This is a genomic window from Pseudomonas sp. St290, from assembly GCF_018325805.1.
Lineage (GTDB): Bacteria > Pseudomonadota > Gammaproteobacteria > Pseudomonadales > Pseudomonadaceae > Aquipseudomonas > Aquipseudomonas bijieensis.
Genome location: NZ_AP014703.1, coordinates 5,960,079 through 5,976,680, shown reverse-complemented (window position 1 = coordinate 5,976,680; position 16,602 = coordinate 5,960,079). Strand labels below are relative to the sequence as shown.

The following is a 16,602-nucleotide window of genomic DNA, read 5'->3' as shown; positions in this document are numbered from 1 at the left end:
GTAACCCATTATTCGTCATGAAAAATGTTCTGTGCCTTTCCTGTTGCAACGTAATCTGCCAACCCCTGAAGGCGTCGGTAGTAGGCCAGCACAATTTTAATTGCAGATAACGGATCTCCGCTTGCTAAGTTTAGGATGTGTTCGGCGCTTTCCTCCAGGCCGAAAGCTTGACAGCTTTCCTCTAGAAGCTCGGTAAGAGATTTTATGTCTTGAGTTGAAAGGGCTATGTCAGCATCAGATTTACTTAGCCAGCCTAAATTTTGCAGGTGCATGTATGCTTTTTTATAGGCGTCACGAGCAGGGCTCTTGACTTCATTGATGCCATTGACCAGCTCTCTAATGGAATCCGCGACATCCCCATTCATGTAGAATTTTATTTCCCCCGGAGATGCGTACTCTATTTTTTTTATACCTGCGCGATCTTCGTTTGGGATATTTTTATAAAGCTCCTTGAAGAAATTTACAGAGCTAAATCCTCCTCTCCATGGATGTTTATGGAATAAAGAGTTTATTTTTTTCGTTGCGGCTTTTCCTGTTGCTCCGAGTAATGCAAATCCAAATGAGTAGCAGTCTTGGACTAAGTCGGAAAATTTTCTTAAATCGCTTATCTCCCATTGTCCGTCTATGTTCACAGTTTTAAAGTCACTGTTAAGGCTTTCCGGTGCGTGGCCTGGAATGAACATTCCAGGTTCGGGGAGAGAGTCTAGGGGGAGCTCGGAAAAGCTTTTGGTTTGGAATTCCTCTCCTGGGTTACCCCATACTTCACCAAGCTCATATTTTCCGGTATGCAGCTTTGTTACCGCATAATGAACGTCAATTTTTTCAGAGAATAGCTGTTTTAGATGTTCGGTTTTTATTCTGGAAAAATAAAATTTAAATGCTGTCTCACCGTCTTCGTAGTTAACACCAAGATAACGGTCACCGTTCTTATTTTTTGCTAGTGCCACCAGAGGAACTTCATAGGTAAGCAGGATTTTTTCTATCGTTAGCTTAGCCATTTAGCTCTTCCACTTTCCCGGCGATGCTAGTGGGCATGACGGTCAGATAAGGCCACCAATTGACATGATTCGACTGGTCTTGATGCCATACCCCAAAGTTTGAGTCACACGGGATCTCCACCGCATGAGTAAATCTCATTTTTGCCATGCGCGGGCTTTTTATCGCCGCACGACATGCGGCGAGCGAAGTCATAAGGGAGACAGATCTCGCTAGGCACTCGTCTGGATATTTGTGCTTGGATAATCGCTTACGTTGGGAGTCGAAATCTTCAGCGGTGTGAGTGTTCGCTCTCAAGAGCCTCCATAGCTTTTCTTCAGTTGGCTTGTTGACCTCTTCAGGGGGACAGCTAGGAGGTAACGGCTCAAGGAAGTCAAATCCATTTGCATGTGACATGAAGCGAATCCAAATTTAGTGGCGTTATGCCTGGTTCGCGCATTCTCAATTAGCGATCTGCGATAGTCAAAAGCAAATTTTTCATGGCTTATATGTAACTGATTTTATTTGTCTTTTTATTTGGGTAGGGACTGCGAGAACCATGCCTTCCTTTCCAGGCTGACAATTTTGGGGCATCCAGTATCCGCCTACCGTTGACTCTCAATTCTGTGATTGATGTTGGTTATGTCATGACTGTCAAATGCCTGAACAGCTCTGGACTGGGCTTCTTGTTCTCACGAGGCAGCAGCAAACTCAAGAAGATGATCTTTCGATGGCGCATTAAAAAGCCGGCTTATGGCCGGCTTCTCGTTGACTAACTCAGTTCGTTTTTGACAAACCTCACCAGCCTTCAAAACGTACATCCGGCTCTTGCGGCCGGCTGTGGGACTTGGTCAGAAAGTGATCTGCCTTGTCGGTGCGAGGCGTGGGCTCGCAAATGTGGGGCGGAGGATACGCGGGTTTGGTTCAGAATCCCAGTGGTAAGTGGTGTGGAATCATTGGGTTAGGGGGATTCAGGGGGAAAGCAGGGGGCTGCTACGCAGCCAGCGGGAGCAAGCTCCCTCGCCACAAAAGCTTCTGCCACAGCTCCTGCCACAGCTCCTACTGCAGTTCCTGCCACGGTTTCTGGTCTTGGGTGGGTTAGTCGAATACCGGTGGTCTCTGTTTGTTGAGGGTTGACCACCAGAACACCCAGCCAATCACTCGGATATGTTGCGCATCGATCTGTTCAGCACTGAAGACTTCGTCCGGATACGCAGCCTTATTGTGGCTACGCAGCCGCAGCCGATTACCAGGGACGCGATGCAGGTACTTGATACGCAGCATCCCATCATGCTCAAGCGCATAGATCTGGCCATCAACGATTTGCGTCAGGCCGCGGTCGATGGCGAGGGTGGAGCCGTCTTCGATGCGTTCGGCCATGCTGTCGCCGACCATGGTGATGCAGATGGCGTCGCTGGGGTCGATTTCCAGGGATTCGAGGTGGCTGCGGGGCAGGCGGATGGATTGGTCGGGGATTTCGACGATGTGGGTTTTGGTTTCGCCGGGGGCGATGGGGACTTCCTTATAGAAAGGCAGTTCGATGTCCGTGGGTTCCACCACGCTGTAGACGCCGTCGTTTTCGGCGGCTTCATAGGTGGTGCCGGGGCCGAGGCCCAATGGGGTTTGGGGGCCTTCGCCGTGGGCGAGCCACTCCGGGCTGACGGTCAGCAGGCTGGCGATGGAGTGGATGCGCCCGGGCGGGATGCCACGGTTGAACCAGTTGTTCACGTGTTGGGATTTCACGCCGTATAACTTCGCGAAGTCGGCGGAACGAATATGGGCTTCTTTTAGAAGGGCTCTGAAGCGGTCGCCACTGGAGATCTTTTTCATAAACGGAAAGTTTAGGGGCGACTGTGTTTTCGGCAATAAACATGTCGTTCAAATATATAAGACGATCTTTCCGTTTGCAGGATCTGAAAGGGGCGGGCTAAACGCTGTTAAACAGTATTAATACAAGTTGGTATTAAGCGCCATTAAGGCATAAAAAAACCCCGGTGCAAACCGGGGTTCTTTTGCAAATTCAGTTTCAGCCTTTGTAGGCGGCAACCGATTTGGTGATCGCTTCGCGGGCGGCGTCTGCACCGGCCCAACCTTCGATCTTGACCCACTTGCCTTTTTCGAGGTCTTTGTAGTTCGCGAAGAAGTGCTCGATCTGCTGGATCAGCAGCGGTGGCAGGTCGGTGTATTCCTTCACGTCGACGTACAGTTGCGACAGTTTGTCGTGTGGCACTGCGATGACTTTGGCATCGCCGCCGCCGTCGTCGGTCATGTTCAGGATGCCGACCGGACGGGCGCGGATGACCGAGCCTGGGGCCACTGGGTATGGGGTCACGACCAGCACGTCGAGGGGGTCGCCGTCGTCGGCCAGGGTGTTGGGGATGTAACCGTAGTTGGCCGGGTAGAACATCGGGGTGGCCATGAAACGGTCAACGAACAGGCAGTCGCTGTCTTTGTCGATTTCGTATTTGATCGGGGCGTGGTTGGCCGGGATTTCGATCGCGACGTAGATGTCGTTCGGCAGGTCTTTGCCAGCCGGAATCTTGCTGTAGCTCATTGGGCGGTGCCCCCGTTAGTTGACCAAAATGACTGGTCGGATTGACCAAAAAGTGGCGGCGATTATAGGCATATTCAGCCGTCGATGCCACGTTAGCAGGGTCTTAGAGACCTTAGTATGACGCCTGATAGACCGGATCTTCGGCTTGAAGTTGCCGCAGCCGGGCCAAAGGATCCTGGCGGTAGAACGCCTGGAGCTGTTCGTAGACCTTGGGATAGGCCTGGTGCAGCAGGTCCGGGGCGCTGAAGAAGTATTCGCTGGTGACGGCGAAGAATTCCGCCGGGTTTTCGGCGGCGTAGGGGTCGATGACGGTTTCCGCGTCGGGGTTGTGGTCCAGTTGCCGGTTGAGGTCATCGAAGGCTTGTTGCATGGCGTCGGCCCAGTCCTGGACGCGCATGTCGGCGTGCAGCGGTGGCAGGCCGTTGGCGTCGCCGTTGAGCATGTCGAGTTTGTGCGCCAGTTCGTGGATCACCAGGTTGTAGCCGTCCCAACCGCCGCTGGCGAGCACGCCGTCCCAGGCCAGGATGATCGGGCCCTGGGGCCAGGCTTCGCCGCTGTGTTCGCCGTCCCATTCGTGCTCGATGCCGCTGGCGTCGCGGTAGCGCTGGGGGCTGAGGAAGTCGTCGGGGTAGAGAACGATTTCGTGGAAGCCCTGGTACCAGTTCAGCTCGCCGAGATGCATCAGCGGCAATTGGGCCTGGGCGGCGAGCAGCAGGCGTTGTTCCTGGTGCAGCTCGACGCCGGGCAGGGCGGTGAGGTGTTTGTCGTGCAGGAACAGTACGCAGGCTTCCCGCAGCCACTGGTCCTCGGCGGCGCTGATGCCGTCGAGGAAACTCAACTGATGACGCACGCGCTGCCAGGTTTCCTCGGTGACGGGGTGTTTGGCGAGGGTGCGTTGGCGGCGCCAGTTGCTCAGGGACCACATGGGCGATCAGGCTTTCGAGGCGCGCTGGCTCATTTTGCTGCGCACCAGGCTGATGATCATCGGCAGCAGCGACACCAGGATGATGCCCACCACCAGCAGTGACAGGTTCTGCTTGATGAACGGCACGTTGCCGAAGAAGTAGCCGAGTGTGACCAGGCCGCCGACCCAGAGGACGGTACCGAGGACGCTGAAGCCGAAGAAGCGCAGGTAGTTCATTTTGCCCACGCCAGCGACGAAGGGGGCGAAGGTGCGGATGATCGGCAGGAAGCGCGCCAGGGTCACGGTTTTGCCGCCGTGTTTGTCGTAGAAGTCGTGGGTTTGCTGCAGGTAGTCGCGGCGGAAGATTTTCGAGTTGGGGTTGCTGAACAGTTTTTCGCCGGCGGTGCGGCCGATGAGGTAGTTGGTGCTGTCGCCGAGGATCGCCGCGAGCATCAGCAGGCCGGCCAACAGCAGTGGGTCCATGGCGCCACCCGCGGCTACGGCGCCGGCGATGAACAGCAGGGAGTCGCCCGGCAGGAAGGGCGTCACCACCAGGCCGGTTTCACAGAAGATCACCAGGAACAGGATGGCGTAGACCCATGTGCCGTAGTTGGTCACCAGCATGTCGAGGTAGACGTCGAGATGCAGGATGAGGTCGAGGGGGTTGAAATCCATGCAAAACACCTGTGGTGGCGGCCCGACTCGGCAGGCTGGTGGGGCTGGCTTTGAGTATGGCTACAGAGTGTGTAGCTTTTTCTTACAAGCCGGGAAGAGCGGCATTATACGGTGAGGATTGTGAAGCGCGTGTTGAGTTTGTAGCGGGGGATTTCTGAGGGGGTGGTTGGATGAGGCATCGGCTCGGACCGCTTTTGTGGCGAGGGAGCTTGCTCCCGCTGGAGCGCGAAGCGGTCCCCCTAAAGGCTGACTCGGTCCGTCTGGTGTAGCGCGTGCTCAGGTTTTGGGGCTGCTGTGCAGCCCAGCGGGGATAAATCCCCTCGCCACAAGGTTTCACCTAGCCACACAGGGTTGGTGGTGTGTCATTGGGATTTGGTTGGCTGGGTTGTGGGTGCTGCGCACCCAAGCGGGAGCAAGGGGTGCACTCAGCCACAGAGGTTTCACCCAGCCACAGGCTCAGATCCCCTCGCTGATCGGCAACACGTAGTTCTTGAACTCGGTGTCTTCCTTGAAGCCGATCGATTCGTAGGTTTTCTGCGCGACTTCGTTGTTGCTGCTGGTGGAGACGCGCATGCGGACGGCGTTGGTTTCCTTGGCCATTTTTTTCGCGGTGCGGATCAGGTTGTCGGCCACCAGTTGGCGGCGGGCGTCTTCGGCGACGTAGATGTCGTTGAGGATCCACACGCGCTTGAGCGACAGCGACGAGAAGCTTGGGTAGAGCTGGCAGAAGCCCAGCAGTTTGTTGTCGTCGTCATCGGGCAAGGCCAGGTAGATCACCGATTCCTTGCGGCGCAGGCGTTTTTCGAGGAAGGCTCGGGACGAGTCCGGGTAGGGCAGTGAGCCGTAGAATTCCCGATACTTGACGAACAATGGGGTCAGCAGGTCCAGGTGTTCCAGGGTCGCTTGGATAATCCGCATGGTAGGTCTCGTCTGCAAGGGTCGACAGATATTCAGACAACAACTTCGCGCTGCCGTGCTTTTGATGCTGCCTGAAAGCGGATCAAAAACGCAACGGATAAACGGATCAGCTTTGGGGCGGCATGAGTAGGAAGTTACCTTTCATATCGGCAGTATTTTCCGAGTCTAGAGTTTGTACCTGGGCTTCGTCCTTCAGATTGACCCCCGAGAGCTGGCGGCGACAGGCCTCGCGCATCAGGTAGACCAGGCGATGGGCAGCCATGCCATAGCTCAGGCCTTCGAGGCGGACGTTGGAGATGCAGTTGCGATAGGCATCGGTCAGGCCGACCTTGGGGTTGTAGGTGAAATACAGCCCCAGGCTGTCGGGGGAGCTGAGGCCGGGGCGTTCGCCGATCAGGATCACCGACATTTTTGCGCCGAGCCGCTGCGCCACTTCATCGGCCACCGCGACGCGGCCTTGTTCCACCAGGATCACGGGCGACACCGACCAGCCGTCAGCGGCGATCTGTTCTTCCAGCCGCGCCAGGAACGGCAATGTATGCCGATGCACCGCCAGCGCCGACAGGCCATCAGCGACGACGATGGCCAGGTCCACGCCGCCGGGGTGAGCCGCTGCGTAGTCCTCCAGGATTTGTGCGGAGCTCTCGTCGAGCCGTCGGCCCAGGTCCGGGCGCTGTAGATAGCTGTGGCGGTCGGCGGCGGCGCTGTGGAGCAGCAGGCTTTCGCGGCCACGTTCAGTCAGTTGCGCGCGAATGCCTTGATGATCGAACGCCAGGTGCACGGCATCGCGGGCCTGGGCGTGGGCGTATTGGAAGTCCAGTTGCGCCTGGGTCGGCAGGCTGGTGCCGGTGCGGCCCAGGGCGATGCGCGCCGGGGTCAGGCGGCGCAGTTCCAGCCAAGGGTTTTGCGAATCGACAGGAGGTTTGTCCATCGGCAGCTCACTTATCCCAAATGCGCCAGGGCGTGACGAAACGCCGGTGGCAGGTTGTCGCCAAACCGCACCCGGCCATCGGCCTGGGTGAAGATGCCCATGTTCGCCAGCCAGGTCTCGAATTCCGGCGCCGGTCTCAGGCCCAGGGTCTGGCGGGCGTAGAGGGCGTCGTGGAACGAGGTGGTCTGGTAGTTGAGCATGATGTCGTCGGAGCCGGGGATGCCCATGATGAAGTTGATCCCGGCCACGCCGAGCAGGGTCAGCAGGGTGTCCATGTCGTCCTGGTCGGCTTCGGCGTGGTTGGTGTAGCAGATGTCGCAGCCCATCGGCACGCCCAAGAGCTTGCCGCAGAAGTGGTCTTCGAGGCCGGCGCGGATGATCTGTTTGCCGTTGTACAGGTATTCCGGGCCGATGAAGCCTACAACCGTATTCACCAAGAATGGCTTGAAATGTCGTGCCACGGCGTAGGCCCGGGTTTCGCAGGTCTGTTGATCGACGCCGTGGTGGGCGTTGGCCGACAGTGCGCTGCCCTGGCCGGTTTCGAAATACATCAGGTTGTTGCCGAGGGTGCCGCGATTCAGGCTGAGCCCGGCGTCGTAGCCTTCCTGCAAGACGTTGAGGTTGATGCCGAAACTGGCGTTGGCCGCTTCGGTGCCGGCGATGGACTGGAACACCAGGTCCAGGGGCACGCCACGGTTCGCCGCTTCGATGGAGGTAGTGACGTGGGTCAGCACGCAGCCTTGGGTGGGGATGTCGTAGCGCTGGATGATGGCGTCGAGCATTTCCAGCATGGCGCAGATCGACGCGGTGCTGTCGGTGGCCGGGTTGATGCCGATCATGGCGTCGCCGTTGCCGTAGAGCAGGCCATCGAGGATGCTCGCAGCGATCCCGGCCGGTTCGTCGGTGGGGTGGTTGGGTTGCAGGCGCGTGGACAGGCGCCCGCGCAGGCCAAGGGTGCCGCGGAACTTGGTGACCACGCGGATTTTCTGCGCCACCAGCACCAGATCCTGCACGCGCATGATCTTCGACACGGCGGCGACCATTTCCGGCGTCAGCCCCGGAGCCAGTGCCCGCAGGCTCTGTTCATCGGCGGCATCGCTGAGCAGCCAATCGCGAAAGCCGCCGACGGTGAGGTGGCTGACGACGGCGAAGGCCTGTTTGTCGTGAGTGTCGACGATCAGCCGGGTGACTTCGTCGGCCTCGTAAGGAATCAGCATTTCTTGCAGGAAATGACTGAGGGGCAGGTCAGCCAGGGCCATTTGCGCGGCTACCCGCTCACCATCGTTGAGCGCCGCGACTTCGGCCAGGAAATCCCCGGAACGTGCCGGGCTGGCCTTGGCCATCAGCTCTTTGAGGCTGTCGAAGCGATAGGTCTGGGCGCCGACGGAATGGGCGAATGCGGCCATGGGGCGGTGTCCTCCTGAATCTCTAAATAATCAACTACAGCGCAGACCCAACCCCTGTGGAGTAGCCCTGCTCCCACAGAGTTTCCCCACACAGGGCTAACCCTAAAACAGGGCTCTCCCGCACAGGGAGGAAACTGCGTGCACTTCTATAAGGCAGGCACCGGGCCCTCAGCCCGGCACCGGTGCAACTTCAGATACCTGTGAGCATAGCGTCCGCCGGGGCATCGGAGCGTTGCTTGGCGGTCAGTTGGAAATACAGGTAGCCGACAACCATGAACGCCAGGAACACCAGGCCGATCAGCATGTTGAACCACGCCATCGCCACCAGGCACACCACGGCCAGGAACAACGCGATGCCCGGCACGATCGGGTAGCCCGGGGCACGGAAGGTGCGTTCCAGGTTCGGTTCGGTCTTACGCAATCTGAACAGGCTGAGCATGCTGATGATGTACATCACGATGGCGCCGAACACCGACATGGTGATCATCGCTGCGGTCAGGGTCATGCCTTGCAGGTTGACCAGGCCATCGCTGTAGATCGCCGCGATGCCGATCACGCCGCCGGCCAGGATCGCCCGGTGCGGGGTCTGGAAGCGCGAGAGTTTCGCCAGGCCACGGGGCAGGTAACCGGCCCGGGCCAGGGCGAAGAACTGCCGCGAGTAACCGAGGATGATCCCGTGGAAACTCGCCACCAGGCCAAACAGACCGATCCACACCAGCATGTGCATCCACGTTGAATTGTTGCCGACCACCGCCTTCATCGCCTGGGGCAGCGGATCGTTGATGTTCGACAGGGTGCGCCAGTCACCGACGCCGCCGGCCATGATCATCACGCCGATGGCCAGGAACACCAGGGTCAGGATGCCGCTGACGTAGGCGCGGGGAATCGTGCGTTTCGGGTCCTTGGCTTCTTCGGCGGCCATGGCCGCGCCTTCGATGGCGAGGAAGAACCAGATCGCGAAGGGGATTGCGGCGAAAATGCCCGGGATCGAGGCGAGGGTGAACTCATTGGAGCCGGCCCAGCCGTTGAGCACGAAGTTGCTGAAGCTGAAGCCCGGCGCGACCACGCCCATGAACACCAGCAATTCGGCGACCGCCAGCACGGTGACCACCAGCTCGAACGCGGCGGCGATGCTGACGCCGAGGATGTTCAGGGTCATGAACACGATGTACGCGCCAACCGCGGCGAGCTTGGGGTCCAGCTCCGGAAACTGCACGTTGAGGTAGGCGCCAATCGCCATGGCGATGGCCGGGGGCGCAAAGACGAATTCGATCAGCGTGGCGATCCCGGCGATCAACCCGCCTTTCTCACCAAAGGCCCGTCGGCTGTAGGCAAAAGGCCCGCCAGCGTGGGGAATCGCGGTGGTCAATTCGGTGAAACTGAAGATGAAGCAGGTATACATCAACGCCACCATGAGGGCGGTGACGAGAAACCCCAGGGTCCCAGCGGTGCCCCAGCCGTAACTCCAGCCGAAGTACTCGCCGGAAATCACCAGGCCGACGGCGATACCCCATAAATGCAGGGTGCCGAGTGTGGGTTTGAGTTGAGTGGTAGAAGTCATAAGTCCTCTCTGTCTTTTTTATTGTTTGATCTGTTGGACTTTCGGGTTTGTTGTGGAGCGGGCACGCAAGGCTCATGCCAGAGCGGTGGGACGGCAATTTGATGTTGTCAGTGAGGGCGCCATCGCGAGCAGGCTCGCTCCCACAGGGGATTTGGGCCAACCCACAGAAAAAGGGTCACCCACAGTCCCTGTGGGAGCGAGCCTGCTCGCGATAGCTATCTAAAGGGCGAAACAGAACCACCTGCGTCGCCCCAAAGGCTTAGAAGAACCCCAACGGATTGATGTCGTAGCTCACCAGCAGGTTTTTGGTCTGCTGATAGTGATCGAGCATCATCTTGTGCGTCTCACGACCCACGCCGGACTTCTTGTAGCCACCGAACGCGGCGTGCGCCGGGTAGAGGTGGTAGCAGTTGGTCCAGACGCGACCGGCCTTGATCGCCCGGCCCATGCGGTAGGCGCGGTTGATGTCGCGGGTCCACAGGCCGGCGCCGAGGCCGAACTCGGTGTCGTTGGCAATCGCCAGGGCTTCGGCTTCGTCCTTGAAGGTGGTGATGCTCACCACTGGGCCGAAGATTTCTTCCTGGAACACGCGCATTTTGTTGGTGCCCTTGAGCAGGGTCGGCTGGATGTAATAACCGCTGGCCAGGTTGCCTTCGAGTTTTTCCACCTTGCCGCCGGTCAGCAGCTCGGCGCCTTCGCCCTTGGCGATTTCCAGGTACGAAAGAATCTTGTCGAATTGCTGCTCGGACGCCTGGGCGCCGACCATGGTGTCGGTGTCCAGTGGGTCGCCGCGTTTGATCTGCAGGACTTTGTTCATCACCACTTTCATGAACTCGTCGTAGATCGATTCTTGCACCAGGGCGCGGGATGGGCAGGTGCAGACTTCGCCTTGGTTGAAGAACGCCAGCACCAGGCCTTCGGCGGCTTTTTCGATGAAGCTCGGCTCGGCCTGCATGATGTCTTCGAAGAAGATGTTCGGCGACTTGCCGCCCAGTTCCACGGTGGATGGGATGATGTTCTCGGCAGCGCATTTCATGATGTGCGAGCCGACCGGGGTGGAACCGGTAAAGGCGATTTTGGCGATACGTTTGCTGGTGGCGAGGGCTTCACCGGCTTCTTTACCGAAGCCTTGCACCACGTTCAGCACGCCCGGTGGTAGCAGGTCGCCGATCAGTTCCATGAGCACGCAGATGCCCAGCGGGGTTTGCTCGGCGGGCTTGAGCACCACGCAGTTACCGGCGGCCAGGGCCGGGGCGAGTTTCCAGGCGGCCATCAGCAGCGGGAAGTTCCACGGGATGATCTGCCCGACCACGCCCAGCGGTTCATGGATGTGATAGGCCACGGTGTTGCCGTCGATCTCGGCGGCGCTGCCTTCCTGGGCCCGCAGGCAACCGGCGAAGTAGCGGAAGTGGTCGGCGGCCAGGGGGATGTCGGCGTTGAGGGTTTCGCGCACGGCTTTGCCGTTGTCCCAGGATTCAGTGATCGCCAGCACTTCGAGGTTGGCTTCGATGCGGTCGGCGATTTTCAGCAGGATCAGCGAACGGGCCTGGGCCGAAGTGGCGCCCCAGGCATCCGCGGCGGCGTGGGCGGCGTCCAGGGCTTTGTCGATGTCTTCGGCCGTGGAGCGCGGGAATTCGGCAATGGGCTGGCCATTGACCGGGGAAGTATTGGTGAAGTACTGACCTTTGACAGGCGCGACGAACTCGCCGCCGATGTAGTTACCGTATTTGCTCTTGAACGAAACGATAGCGCCTTCAGTACCGGGGTGAGCGTAACGCATGATGAGTTCTCCTTGGCTTTTGTGCTTATACGGGAGGCCGCGCAAAATTGAGCGCCGGTAATTAAGCCTAGAGCAAAGGTTGGGCCATTGCCTTGCAAGGCCTGTAAATCAAGACTTTAGGAGGAGTTCGCCGGACAAACGGATGCCGTGCGTGACGATTGCGATACAGCCGGTGTGACAGTTTGTGCCATCGGCGAGACAGTCTGTGACTGACAGGTCGCGCCAGCATTGCAAAGGTTGTTGGGCTGGAGGATGCTGACGCGAGTTGGCGGGAGGGCTGCTAAGCAGCCCAACGGGGATAAATCCCCTCACCACAGAGAACAATAAGAAATGCACAGCAACCACTTGAGTCGCCATGCCCAACAAGTCCTGACGGTCACCCAGGGCAAGGCCCACCTGCAGGGCCCCGGCAGCGATCCGTCGATTGCCCGTTCCTGGCTGCGCTGCCTCGAGGACTATCACCTCGACCCGGCCCAGAACCTCGCGCCGACGGTGCTCGAACATGGCCGGGTGCTGGAAAGCCGCGAACGCCTGCAACAGGTGCTGCATATCGCCGGCACCGAAATGACGAGCCTCCATCAGCAACTCTCCGGCGCCGGCCACGCGGTGCTGCTGACCGACGCCCGGGGCGTGATCCTCAATTGCGTCACCGCCCCCAGCGAACGCAAGATTTTCGAGCGGGCCGGGCTCTGGCTCGGTGCCGACTGGAGCGAAGCCTGCGAAGGCACCAATGGCATCGGCACCTGCCTGGTGGAACGCCAGGCCCTGACCATCCACCAGGAAGAACACTTTCGCGGTCGCCACACCGGGCTGACCTGCTCGGCCAGCCCGGTCTTCGACCCACAAGGCGAATTGCTGGCGGTGCTCGACGTGTCCTCGGCCCGGCCGGACGTGTCGCGCCAGAGCCAGTTCCACACCATGGCCCTGGTCAATCTCTCGGCGAAGATGATCGAGAGCTGTTATTTCCTGCGCTGTTTCGACAATCAATGGCTGCTGCGCTTTCACCTGCAAGCCGAGTCCGTGGGGCTGTTCAGCGAAGGGTTGCTGGCGTTCGACGGCGAAGGGCGGATCAGCGCGGTCAACCAGAGCGCGCTCAACCTCTTGGGGCATATTCGCGGCAGCTTGCTGGGCCAGCGGGTGGAAGACTTCTTCGATTGTTCGCTGGACGAGTTGCTCGGCCGCGCGAGCGTCAATGCCAGTGCGAGCTGGCCGTTGCGGACCCGTGACGGTCGGCCTTTGTTCGCCGTGCTGCGGGGGCAGCCGCGCAGCGTGCCGGTGCCGATCGCCCCGGCGTTCAAAACCATCGAGCCCGCGCGGCTGCCGGGCATTTGCCTGGGGGATGCGGCGTTGCAGGAGCATTTTCGCAAGGCGCTGCGGGTGTTCGAGCGTGATGTGCCGCTGCTGATCCACGGCGAAACCGGCTCCGGCAAAGAAGCCTTCGCCAAGGCCGTGCACCATGCCAGCCAGCGCGCCGGCAAACAGTTCGTCGCCCTCAACTGCGCGGCCATCCCGGAAAGCCTGATCGAAAGCGAGCTGTTCGGCTATCGCGGCGGCAGTTTCACCGGTGCGCGCAAGGAAGGCATGCGCGGCAAGCTGCAACAGGCCGACGGCGGCACGTTGTTCCTCGATGAAATCGGCGACATGCCCCTGGCCTTGCAGACCCGTTTGCTGCGGGTGCTGGAAGATCGCCAGGTGGTGCCCATCGGCGGCGAGCCCGAGACGGTCAACGTGCGCATCATCAGCGCCACCCACCGGCAATTGCTGGATCGGGTGCAGGACGGCAGTTTCCGCGAGGATTTGTACTACCGGCTCAATGGCCTGGAAATCCCGCTGCCGGCGTTGCGCGAGCGCAGTGACAAGTCGCAACTGTTGGATTTCCTGCTGGCCGAGGAGAGCGGCGGCGAGACGGTGATCATCGACGAAGCGGCGCGCCAGGCTTTGCTGGGCTTCGACTGGCCGGGCAACGTGCGGCAACTGCGCAATGTGTTGCGCACCCTTGCTGCGTTGTGCGACGGCGGGCGGATTGGCTTGGAGGACTTGCCGGCGATGATTCGCCAGCGTCCAGTGGCGCTGGTTGAAACCGTGGCAGAGCGACCGCTGGAAGATGCCGAGCGTGTGGCGCTGCTCGATGTGCTGGAACGCCAGCGCTGGCACATGACCCACACCGCCGAACAACTGGGCATCAGCCGCAATACCCTTTACCGAAAGCTGCGCAAGCACGCCATTGCCCGCTGAACCGTGTCGCGGTCGTCCTGAAGGAATGCGATCAACTTTGGGAGCGAGCCTGCTCGCGATGGCGGCGGCACATCCAATATCAATGCAAGTTGACCCACCGCTATCGCGAGCAGGCTCGCTCCCACAGGGATTGTGTGCTGTTTGCAAGTCTGGCGGCCACCCGTAAAGGCGAGGTGAAGTCGAAACACAAGGTGCGATTTCCCCCTCCCTACGCTAACCTGCGGCCATGTTTTACGAGGTCGACTATGCACATCCATATTCTCGGTATTTGCGGCACTTTCATGGGTTCGATGGCGGTCCTGGCCAAGGAACTGGGTCATCACGTGACCGGTTCCGACGCCAACGTCTACCCGCCGATGAGCACACAGCTGGAGGCCCAGGGCATTGAGCTGACCCAAGGCTACGACCCGGCGCAGCTGGACCCGGCGCCAGACCTGGTGGTCATCGGCAACGCCATGTCCCGTGGCAACCCGGCGGTGGAGTACGTGCTCAACAAAGGCCTGCCCTACGTGTCGGGCCCGCAGTGGCTGGCCGATCACGTGTTGCAGGGCCGTTGGGTCCTGGCCGTGGCCGGCACCCACGGCAAGACCACCACCAGCAGCATGCTCGCCTGGGTTTTGGAGCACGCCGGCATGAGCCCGGGCTTTTTGATCGGCGGTGTGCCGCAGAATTTCTCGGTGTCGGCGCGCCTGGGCGGCACGCCGTTCTTCGTGATCGAGGCCGACGAATACGACAGCGCGTTTTTCGACAAGCGCTCGAAATTCGTCCACTACCGTCCACGCACGGCGATCCTCAACAACCTTGAGTTCGATCATGCGGACATCTTCCCCGATCTGCCAGCCATCGAGCGGCAGTTCCACCATTTGGTCCGCACTATCCCGAGTGAAGGCCTGGTCATCCATCCGACCACCGAGCCGGCGTTGCAGCGGGTGATCGAGATGGGCTGCTGGACCCCGGTGCAAACCACCGGCGCGGGTGGGCAGTGGCAGGTGAAGTTGCTCAAGGACGACGGTTCGCAGTTCGAAGTGCTGTTCGAGGGCGTGTCCCAAGGCGTGGTCGAGTGGGACATGACCGGCCAGCACAACGTCGCCAACGCCCTGGCGACCCTCGCGGCGGCCCGGCATGTTGGCGTGGTGCCGTCCATGGGCATTGCCGCGTTGAGCGCGTTCAAGAGCGTGAAGCGGCGCATGGAGAAAGTCGCCGAGGTGCGCGGCATCACCATCTATGACGACTTCGCCCACCATCCGACCGCCATCGCCACCACCCTTGATGGGCTGCGCAAGCGCATCGGTGACGCACCGTTGATCGCGATCATCGAGCCACGCTCCAACTCCATGAAACTCGGCGCCCACCGCGACGGCCTGCCGGAAAGCGTGGTCGATGCCGACCAGGTGATCTGGTACGCGCCGGCCAACCTCGGCTGGGACCTCGGCGCCACCGCCGCGCTGTGCTCGGTGCCGTCGATTGTCAGCGATTCCCTGGAAGGTATCATCGAGCGGGTGAAAAGCCAGGCCCAACCCGGCACCCACGTGGTGATCATGAGTAACGGCGGCTTCGGCGGCCTGCACGGCAAACTGGCCGAGGCGCTGAAATGAACACTCGCTTGGAGAGCAATGGCCCCGACCGCATCACGCTGGCGATGACCGGTGCCTCCGGCGCCCAGTACGGCTTGCGCCTGCTCGATTGCCTGGTGCGTGAAGACCGCGAGGTGCACTTCCTGATCTCCAAGGCCGCGCAACTGGTGATCGCCACCGAAACCGACGTGACCCTGCCGGCCAAGACCCAGATGATGCAGGCCTTCCTCACCGAATACACCGGTGCGGCGGCGGGGCAGATTCGTGTGTATGGCAAGGAAGACTGGATGTCGCCCGTTGCATCGGGCTCCGGTGCGCCGGCGGCGATGGTGGTGGTGCCGTGTTCCACCGGGACGCTGTCGGCGATTGCCACCGGCGCCTGCAACAACCTGATCGAGCGGGCCGCGGACGTGACGCTGAAGGAGCGCCGCCAACTGATCCTGGTGCCGCGGGAAGCGCCGTATTCGAGCATTCATCTGGAGCACATGCTCAAGCTGTCGAACATGGGCGTGACCATCCTGCCAGCTTCGCCGGGGTTTTATCACCAGCCGCAGACCATCGACGACCTGATCGATTTCGTGGTCGCGCGGATTCTCAATCTGCTGAACATCCCCCAGGACATGCTGCCGCGCTGGGGCGAGCATCATTTGAGCAGCGATGAATAAGCTCCTGGTGGTGCTGCTGGCGCTGCAACTGACCGGCTGCGCCACCGCCCGCACCCTCGACGCCGCCAAGCCTGGCGCGCCGGTGGTGTACGCGGGCACGCGCCTGGACCTCTACGCTCTCAATGGTGGCTGCTGCGCCAAGGACCGCTTTGGGGCCGAGGCGCCGAGTTACCCAGGGCTGGATCTGCCGGGTAGCGCGCTGCTGGATACCTTGCTGTTGCCGTTGTCGTTGTTCACGGCGATAGGTGTGGGATTTCAGGCTACGGGTGGGTTGTAAAAGATCTAACTGTCCTAAAGGATTTATCTGTGGCGAGGGGATTTATCCCCGCTGGACTGCGAAGCAGTCCCAAGAATTGAGCCATCACTGCTGGGCAACCAGTTGAAACCGAGTTGAGATTAATTGGGGGCCGCTTCGCGGCCCAGC

14 protein-coding genes are annotated in these 16,602 nt (G+C 60.1%); 4 read left to right on the top strand and 10 right to left on the bottom strand.

Features of this window, described 5'->3' with window-relative positions; genetic code table 11:
* Window positions 1–8: 8 nt before the first annotated feature.
* The 10 genes from PBDP_RS26195 to exaC all read right to left on the bottom strand — a co-directional run bounded on the left by PBDP_RS26195 (window position 9) and on the right by exaC (window position 11,704).
* A complete protein-coding gene (locus PBDP_RS26195; RefSeq protein ID WP_109756310.1) occupies window positions 9–998 on the bottom strand; it encodes a hypothetical protein in 990 nt (329 codons plus the stop codon).
* A gap of 1,075 nt (window positions 999–2,073) precedes the next feature.
* Complete coding sequence (locus PBDP_RS26190; RefSeq protein WP_212801509.1) at window positions 2,074–2,805, bottom strand: LexA family transcriptional regulator; 732 nt, start codon at window positions 2,803–2,805, stop codon at window positions 2,074–2,076.
* A gap of 196 nt (window positions 2,806–3,001) precedes the next feature.
* Complete coding sequence (gene ppa, locus PBDP_RS26185) at window positions 3,002–3,529, bottom strand: inorganic diphosphatase (protein WP_003205933.1); 528 nt, start codon at window positions 3,527–3,529, stop codon at window positions 3,002–3,004.
* Window positions 3,530–3,641: 112 nt separating this feature from the next.
* Window positions 3,642–4,454, bottom strand: a complete 813-nt coding sequence (locus PBDP_RS26180) for a M90 family metallopeptidase (RefSeq protein ID WP_212801508.1) — start codon at window positions 4,452–4,454, stop codon at window positions 3,642–3,644.
* A gap of 6 nt (window positions 4,455–4,460) precedes the next feature.
* Window positions 4,461–5,108: a DedA family protein gene (locus tag PBDP_RS26175; RefSeq protein ID WP_025569614.1), complete on the bottom strand. Its 648-nt coding sequence runs from the start codon at window positions 5,106–5,108 to the stop codon at window positions 4,461–4,463.
* A gap of 456 nt (window positions 5,109–5,564) precedes the next feature.
* Window positions 5,565–6,026, bottom strand: a complete 462-nt coding sequence (locus PBDP_RS26170) for a GNAT family N-acetyltransferase (RefSeq protein ID WP_025569618.1) — start codon at window positions 6,024–6,026, stop codon at window positions 5,565–5,567.
* Between the two features lie 106 nt (window positions 6,027–6,132).
* A complete protein-coding gene (gene eutC, locus PBDP_RS26165; RefSeq protein ID WP_212801507.1) occupies window positions 6,133–6,957 on the bottom strand; it encodes an ethanolamine ammonia-lyase subunit EutC in 825 nt (274 codons plus the stop codon).
* Between the two features lie 11 nt (window positions 6,958–6,968).
* Complete coding sequence (locus PBDP_RS26160) at window positions 6,969–8,363, bottom strand: ethanolamine ammonia-lyase subunit EutB (protein ID WP_212801506.1); 1,395 nt, start codon at window positions 8,361–8,363, stop codon at window positions 6,969–6,971.
* Between the two features lie 190 nt (window positions 8,364–8,553).
* Window positions 8,554–9,924 carry an ethanolamine permease gene (eat, locus tag PBDP_RS26155; protein ID WP_027692988.1) on the bottom strand — a complete coding sequence of 457 codons (1,371 nt, stop codon included), beginning with the start codon at window positions 9,922–9,924 and terminating at the stop codon, window positions 8,554–8,556.
* A gap of 259 nt (window positions 9,925–10,183) precedes the next feature.
* Window positions 10,184–11,704, bottom strand: a complete 1,521-nt coding sequence (gene exaC, locus PBDP_RS26150; protein ID WP_025569726.1) for an acetaldehyde dehydrogenase ExaC — start codon at window positions 11,702–11,704, stop codon at window positions 10,184–10,186.
* Between the two features lie 330 nt (window positions 11,705–12,034).
* Here exaC and PBDP_RS26145 point away from each other — a divergent pair, with 330 nt between their 5' ends.
* From PBDP_RS26145 to PBDP_RS26130, 4 genes are all read left to right on the top strand, one after another.
* Window positions 12,035–13,939 carry a sigma-54-dependent Fis family transcriptional regulator gene (locus PBDP_RS26145; RefSeq protein ID WP_212801505.1) on the top strand — a complete coding sequence of 635 codons (1,905 nt, stop codon included), beginning with the start codon at window positions 12,035–12,037 and terminating at the stop codon, window positions 13,937–13,939.
* A 245-nt stretch (window positions 13,940–14,184) separates the two neighbouring features.
* Window positions 14,185–15,534 carry a UDP-N-acetylmuramate:L-alanyl-gamma-D-glutamyl-meso-diaminopimelate ligase gene (mpl, locus tag PBDP_RS26140; protein ID WP_134925974.1) on the top strand — a complete coding sequence of 450 codons (1,350 nt, stop codon included), beginning with the start codon at window positions 14,185–14,187 and terminating at the stop codon, window positions 15,532–15,534.
* The gene (gene ubiX, locus PBDP_RS26135) at window positions 15,531–16,178 is read left to right on the top strand and encodes a flavin prenyltransferase UbiX (RefSeq protein WP_109756301.1); all 648 of its coding nucleotides are present in this window, start codon (window positions 15,531–15,533) and stop codon (window positions 16,176–16,178) included. Before mpl ends, ubiX begins: the two co-directional genes overlap by 4 nt.
* Window positions 16,171–16,455, top strand: a complete 285-nt coding sequence (locus tag PBDP_RS26130; RefSeq protein WP_212801504.1) for a YceK/YidQ family lipoprotein — start codon at window positions 16,171–16,173, stop codon at window positions 16,453–16,455. The genes ubiX and PBDP_RS26130 overlap by 8 nt, the downstream gene beginning before the upstream one ends.
* The last annotated feature ends 147 nt before the right edge of the window (window positions 16,456–16,602 follow it).